This is a genomic window from Acinetobacter sp. YH1901141, assembly GCF_013416935.1.
In the GTDB taxonomy this organism is placed as follows: Bacteria; Pseudomonadota; Gammaproteobacteria; order Pseudomonadales; family Moraxellaceae; genus Acinetobacter; species Acinetobacter towneri.
Window position 1 is genome coordinate 51,613 of the sequence record NZ_VPEY01000009.1, and the last position, 19,253, is coordinate 70,865.

Sequence of the window (19,253 nt, forward strand, 5' to 3'; positions counted from 1 at the left end):
TTTTTTAGTGGTTTAAAAATAACACAATGTCGAAACAATTAATTCAGGCATTTCTATTTTTTATGGCTTTCGACGTTACCATTTTAACATTTATAGATTATCATCTGTTTTATTTTTCAGACTGGCAGCGCCTTGAATACGATTACTCTTATCCAGCCAGATGACTGGCATGCTCATTTACGTGATGGTTTAGCACTACAACGTACTGTTCCCGATCTTGCCAAGCAATTTTCACGCGCAATTTGTATGCCTAACCTTGTTCCACCAGTAAAAACGGTAGAAGAAGCGGAAGCGTATCGTGAACGCATCATGGCACACGTCCCTGAAGGTGTAAATTTTGATCCGCGTATGGTGTTGTATTTTACCGATCAAACCTCTCCCGAAGAAGTCAAGAAAATTAAAGCCTCTGCGCATGTGAATGCCATTAAACTTTACCCTGCTGGCGCGACCACCAATTCAGACAATGGGGTGAGCGACATTCGTAAAGTATATGCGGTGATTGAGCAACTTGAAGAACAACAAGTGCCATTATTACTGCACGGCGAAGTCACGCACAATCATGTCGATATTTTTGACCGTGAAAAACGTTTCTTAGATGAAGTGCTTTCACCATTATTACAACAATTTCCAAACTTAAAATTGGTGCTTGAACACATTACGACCTCTGAAGCAGCGCAATTTGTTTTAGAACAAGGCCGTAATGTCGCAGCAACCATTACCCCACAACATTTATTATTTAACCGTAATGATATGTTAGTAGGTGGCGTAAAACCGCATTTCTATTGTTTGCCTATTTTAAAGCGTCAAACCCATCAACAAACCTTATTAGAAGTCGCAACTAGCGGAAATCCTAAATTTTTCTTAGGGACAGATAGCGCACCGCACTCAAAAAATGCCAAAGAAAATGCATGTGGCTGTGCAGGCTGCTATAGTGCGCCTACGGCAATTGAGCTTTATGCACAAGCTTTTGATCAAGTTGGACGTATTGACCGCTTAGAAGGCTTTGCAAGCTTCTTTGGTGCAGATTTTTATGGTTTGCCGCGTAATACCAACACCATTACTTTGGTGAAAGAAGAGCAAATCATTCCAACCAGTTTAGACTACTTGGATGGTGAACAAATTATTCCGTTATATGCGGGTAAAACCATTCAATGGAGAAAAGTGTGACAGATACAACTTTGCCCGTGATGGGGCAACGTTTTCGTGGTTTTTTGCCTGTGGTGGTTGATGTGGAAACCGCAGGCTTTAATGCCCAAACCGATGCTTTGTTGGAAATTGCTGCCATTCCAATTATTTATGATGCGGATGGCAAATTTGTACCAGGTGAAGCGTATCATGCGCATATCAACCCGTTTGAAGGGGCAAATTTAGACCGTCGTTCGTTGGACTTTATTGGGATTGATCCTTTCAACCCTATGCGTATGGCTATGGCTGAAGATGAAAAAACCGCATTAAAACGGATTTTCAAATCAGTCAATGAAGTGCGTCGCCAACAGAATTGTACCCATGCCATTTTGGTCGGTCACAATGCGCATTTCGATTTAGGCTTTGTACAAGCAGCCATTGCCCGCACAGGCACGAAAAACCAAAACCCATTCCACAGCTTTTCAGTGTTTGATACAGTGACTTTAAGTGCGGTGATGTTTGGTCAAACGGTGCTGGCAAAATCATGCATTCAGGCAGGTATTGAGTTTGATGGCAAAGAAGCTCATTCAGCTTTATACGATACGCAAAAAACTGCAGAGCTGTTTTGTTTTATTCTAAATAAACTTGCGCCGCACATGGTAGAGAACTTACTCAACCCAGATCAATAATACGATTTGTACTCGAACATTGAGATGTTTACAGGATGACAGACTGCGTTTGTCGTCCTGTTTTCTTTTTAGTGTTGTGGTTTTGATTCGTGCTTTTCAACCACAAGACTGAGCATCAAAATGATTTTTACTGCGAATCAGCTTTTATGCATGCAGTCTTTTGAGCTGGCTTTGGTTATAATGGCAATATTCCAATTTGTGTTATTGATTCTGCCATGTTGAAAAAAATTGTCTTGGTTTTGGTCATTCTCGCGCCTTCTGCGTTGTATCTTTATATTGTGAATCGTGAGCCTGCTCAACCTAAACCAAGCACTCAACCCGCAGCCACACAAACAACAACCACTGAAAAGCAATATCAAACCCCTGATCATTAAAATGATGCACCGTATTCAAATTTACATGCACTGATTTATTTTTAAAGATGTATTATTTTTTAAGCAAATAACAAATAGTGCGGCAGTTTTTTTAGATTCAGGTTTGACACTGTCGCTAAAAATTCATAATATACGCATCACCTCGCAACGTCCCTATCGTCTAGAGGCCTAGGACATCGCCCTTTCACGGCGGTAACCGGGGTTCGAATCCCCGTAGGGACGCCATTTATCGTGCTATACGATCATTTCTAATCCAAATTTATTATTTCAAGATTGCAGATTTGTAGTTTTTCTCTACAATACTTCGCTTCATTTCATTTTTTCTCCTATCACTTATGCCGTCATCGAATCATCAAAATGATGCTGTGCATCAAGGCAATACTATGCCTTTAAAACGTGCGATGAGCACTCGACATTTGGTTATGATTTCACTGGGCGGTGCTATTGGCACAGGTCTATTTTTAGGCTCAGGTGAAGTCATTGCACAAACAGGCCCCGTTGGCGCCATCATCGCTTATATTTTTGGTGGTTTAATTGCCTATATGGTGATGCTGTGTTTGGGCGAGCTTGCCGTACACATGCCTGTTTCAGGTTCATTTGGGGCATACGCCAAACAATATATTGGACCTGGCACGGGCTATACCATCACTTGGTTATATTGGCTCACGTGGTCGGTCACTTTAGGCACAGAATTTACCGCCGCTGCGTTGCTAATGCAGGAATGGTTCCCGCATATTTCCATGTGGATTTGGACACTGATTTTTGGTGGCGTTGTATTTGGTTTGAATATGATTTCCACGCGCTTGTTTGCAGAATCTGAGTTTTGGCTATCTTTGGTCAAAGTCGTGACTGTCATTGCCTTTATCGTTTTGGGTTTAATGGCAATTTTAGGTGCTGTGTCTTATCAAGGTTATACCTCTGCACCTTTATTTAGCAATTTAACCGCACAAGGTTGGTTTCCTGAAGGGCTATTCCCTATTTTTGCAACCATGTTAATTGTTAATTTCGCCTTTTCAGGTACAGAGTTGATTGGTGTTGCCGCAGGTGAAACCAAAGACCCTGCCAAAAACGTGCCTAAAGCAATCAATACCGCAATTTTCCGTCTGTTGATTTTCTTTGTAGGTACCATTGTGGTGATTAGTGCCTTGCTACCACATCAGGCTGCAGGTTTGGCTGCAGAAGGTGTAAGCAGCAGTCCTTTTGTAACGGTGTTTAATCAGATTGGTATTCCTTATGCGGAAGATATTATTCGTTTTGTGATTATCACAGCGTTACTCTCTGCAGCGAACTCAGGTTTATTTGCAGCTTCACGAATGATGTGGTCGCTCTCACACCAAAAGCAATTACCACAGATTTTTTCTAAGGTGAATGCGCGTGGTATTCCTTATATTGCAGTCATGGTCACCATGCTCGGTGCAATGCCAGGTTTATTGTCTGAACAATTTGCGCCTGAAACCATCTTTAAAAACCTCTTGGGTGTGGCTGCATTTACCATGGTCGTGGTCTGGATGAGCATTTGTTTAAGCCAGTTTAACTTCCGTCGCCAATGGTATAAACAAGGTAAAACCGTGCAGGACTTAGGTTTTGCTGCACCGCTATTTCCAATAGTGCCTATTTTAGGTTTTGTGTTCTGTTTTATTACTTGCTTAAGTATGGTGTTTGACCCTGAAATGCTGGCAGGTTTTATTGGCTGTATGATTTTTATTGTGTTGTGCTATCTCAGTTATTACATGATTTATCACAAAAAATCATAATGCTTTTTTAGCGATGATGTAAAACAATAGGGGCGATCTTCGGATTGCCTTGTTTTTTGAGTTGTGTTGATTAGCAATGAATACTGCAAAATACAAAGAAAATCATGCTGCTCTAATAAATGTGTCCATTTAAAAATAACTTGAAAAGCATGATTTTTACCGCTTCAAACGTATCACGACAGCAGAATAGTTTTAATTTTATTCAGTTGAACATTTTTTTCAGAATTATTGCAGAAAAGCGTTTGACACCCCCCCTTATACGCCCTATTATACGCCCACCTCTGAAACGTCCCTATCGTCTAGAGGCCTAGGACATCGCCCTTTCACGGCGGTAACCGGGGTTCGAATCCCCGTAGGGACGCCAATTTCAGAAGTAGATATTTTTTTAAGTCCCTATCGTCTAGAGGCCTAGGACATCGCCCTTTCACGGCGGTAACCGGGGTTCGAATCCCCGTAGGGACGCCAATATTCTCAACAACTGCATTGGTTGTTACATGGTTTAAAAATATAAACTTCTATTTGTCCCTATCGTCTAGAGGCCTAGGACATCGCCCTTTCACGGCGGTAACCGGGGTTCGAATCCCCGTAGGGACGCCATATTCGAGATGTTTACATCTCAACAAAAAGCCCAATCAATATGACTTGGGCTTTTTGCTATCTAACGCATTAGTTTTATATTTCAATCTGTGCGGACTGATTCAAAAACCATAGTTTAAGCTTTGAATCCGTCCACTGAGGTTTGAAAAATACGAATCAAGCTGATTTACGTGAGTTGACCTGTCCTTTAATCACCGCAGTTAAATTGCCTTTTAAATATTTGAAAAAGACTTTTAAAGGCGAGAGTTTCGGGTTTGGACGCTTGCCTTGTGCAATTGCTTTGAACTGCGCGGCATACCAAATAATTTCCATAATTGCCATTTTATCAATCATCGGGATACCAGTTTTAATTTTATCGACCCCGTAACGTACATCTTGACCCGCCAACAAACGGTTGGCTAAATCGGTTTCTACCGCAAATGGTCGGGCGATCCCAATAAAGTCACATGCACCACTGTCCAAAGCAGCATTCATGGCAACTACCGTTCTAAAACCACCTGTCACCATTAAGTGGCATTTCACCTGACTGCGAATCAATTCCGCAAAAGATAAAAAATAGGCTTCACGGGCAATGGTACTTGGTTTACGTTTATCAGCTTTAGAGCCTGCCATCGCGGGTGCTTCATAAGTACCACCTGAAATTTCAATCATATCTATACCTGCTTCATCCATGGCTTTAAACACGCTAATCACTTCTTCTTCAGTGATGCCGCCACGTTGAAAATCTGCAGAGTTTAGTTTGACTGATACAATAAAATTGTCTGAGGTCGCTGCACGTACCGCTTGATAAATTTGCATCAAAAAGCGCATACGGTTTTCAATATTGCCGCCCCATTGGTCTTGGCGTTTATTGGTCAGTGGCGATAAAAACTGGCTGATCAAATAGCCATGCGCACCATGCAGTTGAATCCCTTCAAAGCCCGCTTGCTCACAAATCTGTGCAGCTTTGGCAAAACGCTGAATAATATCGAGGATTTCATCTTCATGTAGTTCACGTGGTGTACCAAAACTCAAAGCTAAACTTGGACTAAAAGGCACAGCCGAAGGTGCAACCGTTTCTTTATTCAAACCTTTCGGACATTGCCGCCCAGGATGTGACAACTGTACCAATTGCACCATGCCATAACGTTTACCAACTTCTGCCCACTGTTTGAGCTTTTCTATATCTCGGTCTGATTCAATTCCCACAACACCCGGTTCATTTTTGGCACGTAAATCGACCATTACGTTGCCAGTGATGGCACAGCCCAAACCACCTTTTGCCCATGCTTCATATAGACCTAAATGCAGGCTATTCGGCTGCCCTGCCGTGTTGGCAAGCGCCTCACTCATCGCGCCTTTAATGATGCGATTTTTAAACATGGTATTACGAATCTGAATTGTTTCGGCAAGATGGCTCATACACTGTTCCGTATTGTGTTTTATTGGTCTTTTTTACTCTAAAGATTTTTCGGAACAGGTCAATGCCATTTTGACAAATCTTATTGTCAAAATGGTAAAACAAGTCAGCCAGCCGAAATAGCTGTTTAAAAATATTGAAGGTTTAATACTCACTGGCAGCAATCAATTGACGGGTATATTCTGTTTGCGGATGGCTAAATAACTGTACAGTATCTTGAAATTCCATGACTTTCGCTTGATGCAGCACCAACACTTTTTGACACAGTGCTTTCACCACTTGCAAATCGTGGCTAATAAACAAATAGCTCATCTGTTCTTGCTGCTGCAAACGGCGTAACAGCTGCACGACAGCACGTTGCGTGGTACTGTCTAAGGCAGAAGTCGGCTCATCCATAATTAACAGTTTAGGACGCAGCACCAACGCGCGTGCTAATGCAATCCGTTGACGTTGCCCACCCGACAATTCATGCGGATAGCGTTGTTTAAAACTCACAGGCAATTCCACTTTGCTTAGAGCTTCATCAATGCGCTGGATGATTTCAGGCTTGGACAATTGTTGCAATGCCAAACCCTCACCAATGGTTTGCTCCACATTTAAACGTGGATTTAAGCTGCTAAACGGGTCTTGAAATACAATTTGAAACTGCTGACGTAAGGGACGCAATTGGCGTTCATTCAGTTGATTCAGATCTTGCCCAAGTAGTTCAATTTTTCCCTCACTTTCAATCAATCGTGCAATTGCAAGTGCCAATGAACTTTTACCCGAACCACTTTCACCGACAATACCAATAGATTGACCTTGCGGAAGTTGCAAGCTTAACGGCTCAACCGCAACCACATAATCTTTAACCCGATTCAGCAAGCCTTGTTTAATCGGGAATTTCACAGCAACCTGCTCCAACTCCAAAATGGTCGGCAACTCATCAACCTGCAAAGCTTCACCAAAATCATGATTCAACAAGTTTTGGGTATAGGCTTGCTGCGGTCTATTAAAAATATCTGCCACACTGCCCTGTTCTTCGACCCGCCCCTGATTCATTACAATTACCCGATCTGCATAGTGTTTGACTAAATTCAAATCGTGGCTGATCAAAATCATGGCCATATTACGACGCACTTGCAGGCTTTTTAATAAATCCAAAATCTGCGCCTGCAAAGTCACATCTAAAGCCGTAGTTGGTTCATCAGCAATTAAAATATCGGGATCGAGTGCCAACGCCATTGCGATCATCACTCGCTGACGTTGCCCCCCAGATAATTCATGTGGATAACGCTTTAGTTTTTCTTCAGGCTGTGGAATGCCGACATCTGCAAGTAATTGCAGCACCCGGGCACGCGTTTTTTCTTTGCTCCAACCTTGGAGTAATAAACTTTCACCAATAATTTTTTCCACTCGATGCAACGGATTTAAAGCCGTCATTGGTTCCTGAAAAATCATGGCAATTTTTTGACCACGAACTTGTCGCAATTGTTGCGGTTTAAGGCGAAGTAAATCTTGTTCTGCAAAGACTGCCTGACCTTGCACCTGTAAATGTTCGGGCAATAAACCCAGCAATGCCAAACTACTAATAGATTTTCCAGAACCACTTTCACCAACCAAAGCAATGGTTTCGCCTGCATGCAGCTCAAAGTTTAAATCGTGCAATAAAACCTGTTGCTGCTGAATACGCAGATGACTGACTGTTAGCAATACTGCAGGCTGTGATGCAGTTGAAGAATTAACGTCTTGGATCGAATGCATCACGGGTCGCCTCCCCAATATAAATTAACAAGGACAGCACAATTGCTAAGGTAAAAAAGCCTGACAATGCCAACCACGGTGCATTTAAATTATTTTTACCTTGTAACAACAACTCCCCTAAAGATGCTGCATCGGGCGATAAGCCGTAACCTAAAAAATCCAGTGCGGTTAAAGCTGTAATATTGGCGGTTAGCATAAATGGCAACTGCGACAAACTCGAACTCATGGCATTGGGTAAAATATGCCGAAACATAATGGTACGATCGGTTACGCCTAAACTTCGCGCTGCACGGACATAGTCAAAATTTCGGGCGCGTAAAAATTCTGCTCGAACCAAGCCGACCAGTGTCGTCCAGCCAAATAACAGCATAATCACAAATAGCCAATACACACTTGGGGTAAACATGCTGACCAAAATCATCACCATGAACAGCATCGGTAAACCGCCCCACACCTCTAAAACGCGCTGACCAATTAAATCGACCCAGCCGCCATAGTAGCCCTGAATTGCCCCGACCAAAATGCCCAAAGCTGCCGATGCAAAAGTCAATGCAAAGCCAAATAACAACGATACACGCAAGCCATATAAAATTCGCGCCAACACATCGCGCCCTTGGTCATCTGTACCTAGCCAATTTTGTGCAGTTGGTGCAGAAGGTACAGGAACGGCCAAATCTAAATTCGGGGTCTGGTAAGAAAACTCAATGAGCGGCCAAACTGCCCATCCTCGGTCTGCAATCAGTTGTTGCACCACTGGGTCTTTATAATCTGCTTCGGTTTCAAATACACCGCCAAAGGTCGTTTCAGGATAAGCCTTGAACACTGGCAGATATAAAGATTGCTCATATTTGACCAATAACGGTTTATCATTGGCAATCAGTTCTGCCGCCAAAGACAACACAAAAATAATGATAAAGACAATGAAACAACCCAAACCCAATTTATTCTGTTTAAAACGCTGCACACGCGCCTGCATGATCGGTGACATTATTTTGCCCCTCGCGATTCAAAACTAATACGTGGGTCAATCACCTGATATAACACATCGCTGATTAAGCGTAGAATTAAGCCCAATAAGGTAAAAATAAACAAAGTGCCAAAAATTACAGGATAATCACGCTGTACAATCGCCTCAAAACCAAGCAGGCCTAATCCATCCAAATTAAAAATAATTTCGATGAACAAGTTCCCGACAAAGAAAATACCCACCAACGCTTCGGGCAAACCTGCAATTACAATTAGCATGGCATTACGAAACACATGCCCATATAACACACGCGATTCGGTTAGACCTTTAGAACGTGCCGCCAACACATACTGCTTGTTTAATTCTTCCATAAACGAGTATTTGGTGAGATAAGTCAGCCCTGCAAAACCACCAATCACCATCGCCAATAAAGGCAAAGTTATGTGCCAAAAATAATCGGTAATTTTTCCCCACAGACTTAATTGTGCAAAGTTCTCAGACACCAAACCCTGTAAGGGGAACCACTGAAAATATGAACCACCCGCAAAAAATACAATCAGCAAAATAGCAAAGGCAAACGCAGGAATGGCATAACCGACTGCCAACAAAATAGAAGTGGCTTTATCAAACAACAAGCCATGCTGACGGGCTTTTTTAATGCCTAAAGGAATAGAAATTAAATAAATCAGCAAGGTGCTCCATAAACCTAAAGATAGCGATACAGGTAATTTTTCCCATAACAATTGGGTCACAGGTTTATCTTTAAAAAAGCTGGTGCCAAAATCGAACTGCACATAGCTGGTGAGCATTTGCCAAAAGCGTTCATGTGCAGGTTTATCGAATCCATATTGCGCTTCGATTTTTGCAACCATTTCATCACTTAAACCTTTAGCACCTTGATAATTGCTGCTATTGGAGGTTGCAGCAGTTTCACCGCCTGTCGCCCCCATGCCCTGAAAGGCTTCGGCTTGCTGAATCGCCTGTTCGACTGGACCGCCCGGTGCAATTTGAATCACCACAAAGTTAATCAATAAAATGAAAAACAAGGTTGGAATAATCAGGAGCAATCTTTTGAGTATGTATGTGCCCATGTACTTACCTTTTGGCAATGTTCTGGTTTATCGCAAACACTGTCATGCTTGAGTTTTAAAATCGTTATTGTTGACGTAAATAATGTGCAACTTTCTTGGCTTGGGCAGCATCACTCCACCAATAATCAATTCCTGCCGATAGTTTAGGTTTGATGGCGGGCTGACGATACATATTCCAATAGGCATACCAGTTTTCACCTTTGCCATAGGTTGGAATTTGATAATACCCCGCACGCAATAAACGATCCAAAACTTTGGTACGCACAATCAATTGTTCACGATTAGGCGCACGAATCAACTGTTGTACCACTTCATCAATTACTGGGTTTTTAATGCCTGCGTAATTATAGTTTCCTGGTTGATCTGCGGCAGCACTACTCCAAAGCTGTGCTTGCTCATTGCCTGGACTTAAAGATTGCGGCATGACACTGGTGGTCATATCAAAATCGGCACGGCGCATGCGTTCAATATATTGCGGCACATCGACATGCCGAATATTTACCGTAACGCCCAGACGTTTCATATTGCGCACAAAAGGCACTAATGTGCGTTGCAAACCATCCTGATGAATTAAAAATTCAATTTGAATGGCTTTGCCTTTGGCATCGACCAATTTACCTTGCTGAAAACGATAACCCGCTTTCAAAAGCAATTCACGGGCTTTAAGCAAGCCGTTACGGTTAAAGCCACTGGCATCAGTCACAGGATACTGCCAATTTTGCAATACGCCTTGGCGTTGAATAGGATGCAGCTTGGCCAAATAGGGTTTTAAAACAGACAATTCTGCGGCTGAAGGTGTGCCTTTGGCTTCTAATTCACTGTTAGAAAAATAACTTTGCAAACGGCGATATTGCCCATAAAACAAGGCCTTGTTTTGCCATTCAAAATCATAAGCGTAGGTTAAAGCCTGCCTAAAACGAATATCCTGAAACGCATGTCTGCGGGTATTAAAAACAAAACTTTGGGTCGGAATTGGGTTTTGGTGCTGAAATTTATGCTTGACCACCATGCCCGCATTCACAGCAGGAAAACGATATTCAGTGACCCATTTTCGTGCGGTATATTCTTCATGCAACGTGTATTGCCCCGACTTAAACCCTTCGAAGGCAATATCCAGATTGCGATAATAAACATACTTCAGGCGGTCAAAATTATAGCGCCCTTTATTTACGGGTAAATCTTTGCCCCAATAATTTGGATTACGCTTATAAGTAATGCTGCGCCCTGCATCAATCCGCTCAATAAGATACGGCCCTGAACCTAAAATCGGTTCTAGTGTGATGCGGGTAAAGTCACGCTTTTGCCAGTCTTTTTTAGAATAGATTGGCATTTGCGACAAAATCAGCGGCATTTCTGCATTGTTAGTGGATTTAAAACTGACTTTAACCTGATGCTTAGACAAGACCGTGGTTTTATCTAAATCGGATAAATACATTTGCAAACCTGGATTAGACTTGGTCTGAAAAGCATCAAAACTGAATTTCACATCATCTGCTGTAACTGGGCTGCCATCACTAAATTTAGCTTTAGGATTTAAATGAAAAATGACAAATGCAGTTTGCTTGGGGTCATAGCTGACTTTTTCTGCCAATAAGGGATACATCACCCCTGGCTCATCTAAAGAACTGCTCATGAGTGAATCGAATATAAAACTCACCCCATCGGTTGAGCTGCCCTTGCCATTCATGTCATTTAAATTATCAAAAGTGCCATTACTGGCACGAATTAAATCGCCACCTTTGGGCGCTTGCGGGTTGGCATAAGGCATAGCCGAGCGCCCCACATACTGAGGCTGGCTATGTACGGCAATATAGGGCGTGGTTTGTAACGCAGCCCATCCAAACTGCGGCAAGACCACACAACCTAAAATACAGCCCAGATATTGATGTGTCTTTTTTATGGCAAATGACATGCACACAGCTCCTTGTGCAGTATTCCTGAGGATGCCGTCAAAACATGACATCCTCAGGATTAAACTTTACAGATTCGGGACTTTAATCACATCGCCAATACGCAATTGAGTATTTGGCTGCATATCATTTAAATCTGCCAATGCTTTGGTGTCGATGCCATAACGACTGGATAAGCCAATCAGCGTATCCCCACGTTTCACTTTATATTCAGTTACGGTTTTGGGAACTTGAATATTTTGTCCAATGCGTAAACCTGAACGTGGCGTTAAGTTATTTAAACTCGCCAATTCTGCAACCGACACACCCACACGGCTGGCAATCGAATTTAAAGACTCACCACTTTTAACGGTATAAGTTTCGGTGGCTTTACTACTGCTGCTTTTCGCAGCACTTACGACCTCTGTTTTTACTTCATTTTTTGCAGCGCTGGCATCGACTTTTAAGCGTTGTCCAATGCGGACATTGGCAGTACGTGAAAGATCATTCAGCTCTGCCAAATAATTCAATTGCAATTTATATTGGCGCGCAATACTGCTTAAAGTTTCCCCTGCTTTGACCACGTGAATATCATTGGTGGTTTCAGCCACCGCTTCAACTTGGGCTTTTTTCTCAGGAACATCCCCCGTGAGTTTAAGAATTTGTCCTGCTCTTAAACCACTGTTACGGCTTAGATTGTTTAAGTCTGCAATATAGTCTTGGCTGAGATTATATTTTGTCGAAATCGCCGATAAGGTATCGCCACGTTGTACCGTATAACGCTCAGGCACATTGACACCTGCAGGCACTTTGAGGGTTTGACCAATGCGCACACCGCTTTGCGTGCTTATATTATTTAAACTGGCGAGCTCTGCCAAAGAAATTTTGGCTTGGTTGGCAATGCTCGATAAAGTATCACCACGCTGTACTTGGTAGTTTTCAGTCGGATAGTTTGGCTCTGCTGCTTTTGTTTCTGACTTACTGGCTTCAGCTTTGCTCGCTTCCGTTTTTTGTGCAGTCACTTCATTTACAGGCACATTAATGCGTTGCCCAACCAATAAGCTACTGTTCGCTTTTAAACCTGGAGTTAAATCAGCCAATTCCTGATTTGACAAGGCATAACGGTCTGCAATCAGTTTTAAGTATTCGCCACGCTTCACTACGTAAGTTTTGGTTGCGATTTTTGCAGCCTGTTCTGCGGCTTTTTTGTCGGCTTCTGCTTTGGCTTTAGATGCAGCCGTTTCTTTTAAACTTAGACGCTGCCCTACAAATAAGCCACTGGTGGTGCTTAAGTTATTAAAATCTGCCAATTGTTTTACAGTTAAACCAAACTGACTGGCGACACCTGTTAAGGTATCATTGGCTTGCACCACGTATTGCTCAGGCATGGTTTTTGGCTTAGCAGGCTCTGCCTGTACTTGTGGCTTGGCGTCGTATAAATAAATACTGGTGCCCACATACAAAGTTGCATCTGGAGCAATTTGGTTCCACTTGGCAATATCACGCCAGTTCAAGCCATTTTTCATGGCAATACTGGCCAAGGTGTCCCCCGCTAACACGGTGTACGTGGTACGTTTGCCTTTTGGTGGTACGACCACCACTTCAGACTCCGTACGCACATAATTCTTACCTTGGTTACGCTTTGCTTCTTCTGAATCTAGGCGCGTATTTTCTGCCACACTTTTCGGGTAAGCAAAACCTTTGGTTAATTCTTTACCTTGCTGCTCTGCAACAGACAGACTGGTCTGAATAGCGGTCAGCTTAATTTTTCCATCGTATGGATCAACAATTTCAGTGCCTTGAGGCGCAATTTGTTTCAACTCAGCCACAAGTTGTTCTTGTTCTGCTTTAGAAGCCACAGGCTGCAACACTTCTTCTACAGTTTTATTGCTACCTTCTGCCTGCACTGCTGCAAGAATTTGCTCACGCTCAGTATTGGAAATTGGTGGTTCAATCCGCACAGGCTGAATATTGGCAGCAGGTGTAACAGCAACAGGAATACGCGGCGCACTTGGAATATCGCTACCCGCAGCAAATGCTGCCAAAGCGTCCGAACCTTGTGGCGTACGTGACAAACGTGTAGGCGTAGTCGTTGCTGGTTTTGAAACACTGGCTGTAGTCGATGCTGTGCTTGGTGTAGTGGTAGTTGTGACTGCCGTAGAGGCAGCAGGCTTGCCTGTAGTCGTTCTGGTTGTTGTACTGGTCGTTAACGCAGGTGGCTCAGATTTAGATGGTGTAATGGTCACACCAGAAGATGAAAACGATGGTGTGTTGCTGCTATTGCTTGCCCATAAACCGCCACCACCTTGTAGTTTTTTCAATCGTGCATCGACTGTTGGGCTTAAATCTGCAGGAATCAAAATACGCATTGGACTTTGGGTGTCAATCCGATCCCCACGATGTCCAGGGTTAAGCGAATACAGTTCGGCACGGCTGAGACCGGTAATATTGGCCACATCATTTAAATTCACCGCGCCCACATTAATTTCACGGAAGTGTGGACGGTTGGCAATTGGGGGTAAAGACACGCCATAAGCATGCGGGCTTTTAATAATTTGTGCTACCGCCAAGAAACGCGGCACATAGTTCATGGTTTCTTGCGGCAGTTTTAAAGACCAATAATCGGTTGGTAAACCTGCAGCTTTATTGCGGTTAATGGCTTGTTGAATACGACCCGGGCCTGCGTTATAAGCCGCCAATGCCAATTCCCAAGAACCAAACTGATTATACAAACTGCCCAAAAACTCATAGGCAGCACGAGTCGACTCCACGACATCTCGGCGACCATCGTACATCGAAGTTTGTTTTAAGCCGTAAATACGCCCTGTACTTGGAATGAACTGCCATAAACCTGCGGCAGCTGCGCTACTGGTTGCTGCAGGGTCATAGGAACTTTCAATCACAGGTAACAACGCCAATTCAGTTGGCATACCACGACGTTCAGCTTCTTTAACCGTGTGATACAAATAACGTGACGCACGCGCACTTAAACGATCCAAATACGGTTGACGTGAAATAAACCAGCCTCGCTGCGCTTCAATACGTGGGTTCCAATGGTTTAAATCCATTTTGAAACCAACGGTCATACGCTTCCAGACATCACCGTGTTTTAAAATTAATAAACGGTCACCTTCTACCGCGCGCATATCGGTTGCAGAGAGTAAATCTTCCAGACCATCTAAAGTACTGGCATCTAAATAACCCGAACCGACCTGACTTGAAGTGAGTGGCTTGCTCGCACCCTGCGTCGAGCTACAGCCCGTCATCAAGCCAAGGGCAGCCAATGCTGAACCTAAAACTGTAATTTTTAAAAATGAAGGTAAAGTCGGCTGCCACATGCGCGTGGTTGGTTTATACATAAAAAAATCCAAACAACTCGTATATAAATTATTTTTTAGACTTGCCATTGTAGTAGAGCTAGACAACGACACAAGGCATTAATTTAGCGCGTTTCGTCTATAAATGTTACAAGAAATTAAAAAATAGACAGGATTTACACGTCTAAACCGAATTTGCGATATACAATAGCTTTTCATTTTGATTTATTTTGCACAACCTGCGGATCTGATTTATGTCTCAAACAATCACTTTATATGTTGATGGTGCTTGTCGTGGTAATCCTGGCTTGGGTGGCTGGGGTGCGTATATTGTTACTGAACAAGAAGAACATAAATTATATGGTGGCGAAGCTCAAACCACCAATAACCGTATGGAATTGACTGCAGCGATTGAAGGCATTTTATTTTGCCCAATGGATGCCAAGCTGATTATTTGGACTGACTCCAATTACGTCAAACAAGGCATTACCGAGTGGATTCACGGCTGGAAAAAGAAAAACTGGAAAGATGTAAAAAACCCTGACCTTTGGCAAAAATTAGATGCCACCTGTCAAGGTCGTGAAATTGAATGGCACTGGATTAAAGGTCACGCAGGACATGTAGGCAATGAAATGGCAGATCAACTCGCCAATGTGGGTGCAGATCAAGTCAGCAAAATGTTAAAAACCGCAGACTCAAACCCAACCCTCAATGCAACCTTAATCACATCGGCAGTAGACATAGCAGAACATGATAAAAAAAAAGCGGAATCTGACTGGTTGCTCGATGACCCGTTTGGTTTTGATTTAATGGGCGATGATGCCGAGGTTGAAACAGAAGATATGCAAAATACGCTTCAGGAAGCTCATCAGGCAACCGACACGGAACTCGAAATCAGCGCATCTGTTCATGTCATTGAAGCAGAAACCAACGTGCCTGCAACTGAATCAACCATTACAGATGAAACTGAAACAGAAAAAACCAATCCATCAGCTCGCGTTGACGCAGTGAACACAACTCAATTGCATCCGCATATTGTGGTCACCCCTGCCACAATGGAGCTACACGGCCCGCGCCAACTGATTCTGGATACCGAAACCACAGGTTTTTACTATCAAGATGGTGACCGAATTATTGAAGTCGGTGCGCTGGAAATGATTAACCGTAAACTCACGGGCAGTTCCATCCACATTTATATTCAGCCTGAAAAACTGGTCGGTGAATCAGAAAACATTCACGGTATTTCAGATGAGTTCTTAAAAGACAAACCCAAGTTTGCCGAAATTGCCGATGTGCTGTATCAATATCTTAAAGGTGCAGAAATTATTGCGCACAACGCCACCTTCGATATGAACTTCTTAGATATGGAGTTCAGTCGTGCGGGGTTGGGCAATTTGTCCGAAGTATGCGAAGTGACCGACTCACTGCTCATGGCAAAAAGTAAGCATCCTGGGCAAAAAAACTCACTCGATGCGCTCGTCAGACGCTATGAAATTCCTGCGCGTGACCGTACGTTCCACGGCGCATTACTAGATGCTGAAATTCTAGCCGATGTTTACTTGGCAATGACTGGCGGACAAGTCGCCTTTGATATGGATGCTCTGTCTGCAAGCGAAGAACAGCAACGTCAAAGTGATCGTTTAAGCATTGATATTGATCTTGCTGTGATTCTGCCATCAGAAGAAGAATTGGCTGCACATGAGAATTGGGTCAAACAATTTGAAGAAAAACACGGTAAACCTTGCTTTTTTGCCAAATAAAATCTACGAGTTTTGTAATTTTATGTATTTAAAGATTTGCCAGTTCAGTTATAGTTAAAGCAAATAGGACTTTGTGTATTTTGCAAAGAACCAACAAACAGATAAAACACTAGGAAAGGTGCAGATCCATGTCTTACCAAACCTCTATACATTTTGATCCAACTGCCTTACTGATAATAAAAAATGAGGTTGATAATTCTATCAAACTGGTTGAATCCGCAGTAAGCACCTTAGCAGAAGATCAAACTTTGCCTTTTGGGATTGATGATGCACTGAATCAGTTTGAACAGTGTGCTCAGGTTTTAGCCTTGATTGATATGGAAAGCTTGGCAAAAATTGCGCAATACTCAGCAGAGCTGATGCGTAAAATTATGGGGAATCCAAGCAATATCAACACGCTGGAAGTCATTGCACTTAGCGAAGGCACCACCATGCTCAAGCGTTATATTGAGTTTATTTGCCTACGTGAAGTTAAAATTCCACAATTCCTACTCGACACTTTAAACCGTTTAGAATTGGCATTGGGTAAACCATTGACTCAGGAAGGTCAGCATATTGAAACTTTATTGGACTGCATCACTCCAAGTTTCCAATTGCCGCAAGTGCCTTCTTTAGAAAAGTCGGCTTATGTGCATCGCTTATATAAACTGTCATTACATAAGCTGCTCAAGCAAGAAGAATCTGCCATGGATCTTCAAGCGATTAAACTGGTAGGAACGTATTTGGCAGGTTTGGCAGAACAACATCCGAGTCAGCAATATTGGGGCTTAGTACACGTTGCCTTTAACCATATTGATAACTTGTTGTTGAATGAGCCACGTTTGCGTACTTTTATTAGTATTGAGCACAATATGCGTCAATACTTTGCTACGCCAGAAAGCTTTACCGCCAGCTTGTCTGATCTTGCGAATGTGTTGAGCCTGTGTATTAGTCAAGAAGATGAAATTTCTCAACATATTCGCAGTCAAATGAATATTGGTGAAGACTTACTCACCGACATGCAGCTCCAAGTATTCAGCCGTCATTTATATGGTCCAGATTTTGACACCATGCATACCATTAGCGATTTGGTCACCACAGAAATGACACAAATTCGCAATGATATTGAATACAACTATCAAAACATGAGTCCTGAAAAAACGCTGGAATTACAAGGCAAATTAACAGAGTTAGCAAACTTGTTTAAAGTCTTGAACTTAAATGAAGCGCATTTGGACTTACAACGCCAAGCTGAATCATTAAGCCGTCCTGAATTACTCAAAGATGAAAACTTTGCCCAGCAATTAATGAACGTGATTTTATCGGCCATGAACTCAATCGGTGTGCTTGAACGTCACCACACCTCTAGCCGTTTGCAGTTACGTGTGAATAACATGAACATTTCGCTAGATCGTTTAGATGAAGCACACGAAGCCTTGCTGACTGAAACCAAGTTACTGATTGACTTAATCACGCAAACACTGACACAGCACCTACAAACTCAAAGTGTTGCAGATTTAGAGCATACTTCAGCGCAAATTCGTGAAGTTGCAGGGGCAATGTTGTTCTTGAATGCTGAAAGTGGTCAAAAAGCACTGAAAGTATCTGCAGATTTTGTGCATGCACAAGTCGAAGCAGGACAAAACTTAACTGCTGAACAAGTCAACAATATCTTAGATACGCTTGCCAGTGCAGACATGCTGATTGACAATTTAAAGAACAAACAACCTGTTCTACAAAGCATGTTTAAGGTAGCATTGGACAGTAGTGAAAAATTGAAAACTGTAGCCTAATGACTGAACTCTCACTTGCATATATTTTTCAGCAACAACAACTTTTGGTCGATGAAAACTTCCAATTACCACGTGTGGAAAAGTTGGCAAGTGATTTAAGTTTTAGCTCGGGTGATCAAGTGATTGCCCGAGATCTGCTTGAAGATGAATCCATTCCTGAAGGCTTTCAACTGGTGCCTATCCGACAACTTTTACAAGTCTGGAACACCCAACAGTTTGAACAAGCCAGCCGTGCTATTCAGTTACTCGAATGGCGTCGCAACCACAAATTCTGCAGCCATTGCGGTCATAAAACCGAAGTCCATGCGACTCAATATGCCATGGTCTGCCCAGCTTGTGGCTATCACCAATATCCGCGCGTAAATCCATGTGTCATTACCGTGATTACTCGTGGTGAAGATGAAGTCTTATTGGCGCGTAATGCACGCAATAAACTGCCCATTTACGGTTTAATCGCAGGCTTTGTTGAAGTGGGTGAAACACTCGAAGAAGCAGTACGTCGTGAAACTTTTGAAGAAGTTGGCGTACAACTTAAAAATATTCAGTATCTTGCCAGCCAGCCGTGGCCTTTTCCAAGTAACTTAATGATCGCCTTTAAAGCTGAATATGCAGGCGGTGAAATTCAGTTACAGGAAGAAGAAATTCGTGATGCACAGTTCTTTAAGTTTGATCAACTGCCTGATATTCCATTTAAAGGCAGTATCGCCCATGCCATGATTATGCATGTGACCCAAGGCACGCCTGTGGCAGATGACACCAAAGCTTGGCTATAAGTC

Annotated in this window: 13 protein-coding genes and 4 tRNA genes; 11 read left to right on the plus strand and 6 right to left on the minus strand. The window is 42.7% G+C overall.

Annotation, left to right across the window (positions count from 1 at the left end):
• Positions 1–132: 132 nt before the first annotated feature.
• The 8 genes from pyrC to FTV52_RS06960 all read left to right on the plus strand — a co-directional run bounded on the left by pyrC (position 133) and on the right by FTV52_RS06960 (position 4,539).
• The gene (pyrC, locus tag FTV52_RS06925; RefSeq protein WP_004972678.1) at positions 133–1,167 is read left to right on the plus strand and encodes a dihydroorotase; all 1,035 of its coding nucleotides are present in this window, start codon (positions 133–135) and stop codon (positions 1,165–1,167) included.
• Positions 1,152–1,814 carry a ribonuclease T gene (gene rnt, locus FTV52_RS06930; protein WP_131261730.1) on the plus strand — a complete coding sequence of 221 codons (663 nt, stop codon included), beginning with the start codon at positions 1,152–1,154 and terminating at the stop codon, positions 1,812–1,814. Before pyrC ends, rnt begins: the two co-directional genes overlap by 16 nt.
• 215 nt (positions 1,815–2,029) lie before the next feature.
• The gene (locus FTV52_RS06935; protein ID WP_004972674.1) at positions 2,030–2,188 is read left to right on the plus strand and encodes a hypothetical protein; all 159 of its coding nucleotides are present in this window, start codon (positions 2,030–2,032) and stop codon (positions 2,186–2,188) included.
• A 149-nt stretch (positions 2,189–2,337) separates the two neighbouring features.
• Positions 2,338–2,413: transfer RNA gene (locus FTV52_RS06940), tRNA-Glu, on the plus strand.
• A 110-nt stretch (positions 2,414–2,523) separates the two neighbouring features.
• Complete coding sequence (locus FTV52_RS06945; RefSeq protein WP_026438458.1) at positions 2,524–3,942, plus strand: amino acid permease; 1,419 nt, start codon at positions 2,524–2,526, stop codon at positions 3,940–3,942.
• A 288-nt stretch (positions 3,943–4,230) separates the two neighbouring features.
• A tRNA-Glu gene (locus FTV52_RS06950) sits at positions 4,231–4,306 on the plus strand.
• Between the two features lie 25 nt (positions 4,307–4,331).
• Positions 4,332–4,407 (plus strand) — tRNA-Glu (locus FTV52_RS06955).
• A 56-nt stretch (positions 4,408–4,463) separates the two neighbouring features.
• Positions 4,464–4,539, plus strand: a tRNA-Glu gene (locus FTV52_RS06960).
• 156 nt (positions 4,540–4,695) lie between these two features.
• On the opposite strand, the gene FTV52_RS06965 is transcribed toward FTV52_RS06960, so the two are convergent.
• From FTV52_RS06965 to FTV52_RS06990, 6 genes are all read right to left on the minus strand, one after another.
• On the minus strand, positions 4,696–5,940 hold the full coding sequence (locus FTV52_RS06965) for an NADH:flavin oxidoreductase/NADH oxidase family protein (protein ID WP_004972669.1): 1,245 nt from the start codon (positions 5,938–5,940) through the stop codon (positions 4,696–4,698).
• A 142-nt stretch (positions 5,941–6,082) separates the two neighbouring features.
• Entirely contained in the window at positions 6,083–7,681 is a 1,599-nt protein-coding gene (locus tag FTV52_RS06970) for an ABC transporter ATP-binding protein (protein ID WP_179990359.1), read from the minus strand.
• Positions 7,659–8,669 carry an ABC transporter permease gene (locus FTV52_RS06975; RefSeq protein ID WP_179988923.1) on the minus strand — a complete coding sequence of 337 codons (1,011 nt, stop codon included), beginning with the start codon at positions 8,667–8,669 and terminating at the stop codon, positions 7,659–7,661. The genes FTV52_RS06970 and FTV52_RS06975 overlap by 23 nt, the downstream gene beginning before the upstream one ends.
• A complete protein-coding gene (locus FTV52_RS06980) occupies positions 8,669–9,739 on the minus strand; it encodes a microcin C ABC transporter permease YejB (protein ID WP_096902176.1) in 1,071 nt (356 codons plus the stop codon). The genes FTV52_RS06975 and FTV52_RS06980 overlap by 1 nt, the downstream gene beginning before the upstream one ends.
• 64 nt (positions 9,740–9,803) lie before the next feature.
• A complete protein-coding gene (locus FTV52_RS06985; protein WP_004972660.1) occupies positions 9,804–11,651 on the minus strand; it encodes an extracellular solute-binding protein in 1,848 nt (615 codons plus the stop codon).
• A gap of 66 nt (positions 11,652–11,717) precedes the next feature.
• Entirely contained in the window at positions 11,718–14,987 is a 3,270-nt protein-coding gene (locus tag FTV52_RS06990) for a LysM peptidoglycan-binding domain-containing protein (RefSeq protein WP_179990336.1), read from the minus strand.
• A 212-nt stretch (positions 14,988–15,199) separates the two neighbouring features.
• Here FTV52_RS06990 and dnaQ point away from each other — a divergent pair, with 212 nt between their 5' ends.
• The 3 genes from dnaQ to nudC all read left to right on the plus strand — a co-directional run bounded on the left by dnaQ (position 15,200) and on the right by nudC (position 19,250).
• Positions 15,200–16,705, plus strand: a complete 1,506-nt coding sequence (gene dnaQ / locus FTV52_RS06995; protein ID WP_179990338.1) for a DNA polymerase III subunit epsilon — start codon at positions 15,200–15,202, stop codon at positions 16,703–16,705.
• Positions 16,706–16,833: 128 nt separating this feature from the next.
• The gene (locus FTV52_RS07000; protein WP_096902171.1) at positions 16,834–18,477 is read left to right on the plus strand and encodes a chemotaxis protein; all 1,644 of its coding nucleotides are present in this window, start codon (positions 16,834–16,836) and stop codon (positions 18,475–18,477) included.
• A complete protein-coding gene (gene nudC / locus FTV52_RS07005) occupies positions 18,477–19,250 on the plus strand; it encodes an NAD(+) diphosphatase (RefSeq protein WP_096902169.1) in 774 nt (257 codons plus the stop codon). Before FTV52_RS07000 ends, nudC begins: the two co-directional genes overlap by 1 nt.
• Positions 19,251–19,253: the final 3 nt, after the last annotated feature.

What these genes read in the sequence shown, in the direction of transcription:
- rnt (WP_131261730.1), top strand. Translation starts at nt 1,152, where the DNA reads ATGGAGAAAAGTGTGACAGATACAACTTTGCCCGTGATGGGGCAACGT.
- FTV52_RS06935 (WP_004972674.1), top strand. Translation starts at nt 2,030, where the DNA reads ATGTTGAAAAAAATTGTCTTGGTTTTGGTCATTCTCGCGCCTTCTGCG.
- FTV52_RS06945 (WP_026438458.1), top strand. Translation starts at nt 2,524, where the DNA reads ATGCCGTCATCGAATCATCAAAATGATGCTGTGCATCAAGGCAATACT.
- FTV52_RS06965 (WP_004972669.1), bottom strand. Translation starts at nt 5,940, where the DNA reads ATGAGCCATCTTGCCGAAACAATTCAGATTCGTAATACCATGTTTAAA.
- FTV52_RS06970 (WP_179990359.1), bottom strand. Translation starts at nt 7,681, where the DNA reads ATGCATTCGATCCAAGACGTTAATTCTTCAACTGCATCACAGCCTGCA.
- FTV52_RS06975 (WP_179988923.1), bottom strand. Translation starts at nt 8,669, where the DNA reads ATGTCACCGATCATGCAGGCGCGTGTGCAGCGTTTTAAACAGAATAAA.
- FTV52_RS06980 (WP_096902176.1), bottom strand. Translation starts at nt 9,739, where the DNA reads ATGGGCACATACATACTCAAAAGATTGCTCCTGATTATTCCAACCTTG.
- FTV52_RS06985 (WP_004972660.1), bottom strand. Translation starts at nt 11,651, where the DNA reads ATGTCATTTGCCATAAAAAAGACACATCAATATCTGGGCTGTATTTTA.
- FTV52_RS06990 (WP_179990336.1), bottom strand. Translation starts at nt 14,987, where the DNA reads ATGTATAAACCAACCACGCGCATGTGGCAGCCGACTTTACCTTCATTT.
- dnaQ (WP_179990338.1), top strand. Translation starts at nt 15,200, where the DNA reads ATGTCTCAAACAATCACTTTATATGTTGATGGTGCTTGTCGTGGTAAT.
- FTV52_RS07000 (WP_096902171.1), top strand. Translation starts at nt 16,834, where the DNA reads ATGTCTTACCAAACCTCTATACATTTTGATCCAACTGCCTTACTGATA.
- nudC (WP_096902169.1), top strand. Translation starts at nt 18,477, where the DNA reads ATGACTGAACTCTCACTTGCATATATTTTTCAGCAACAACAACTTTTG.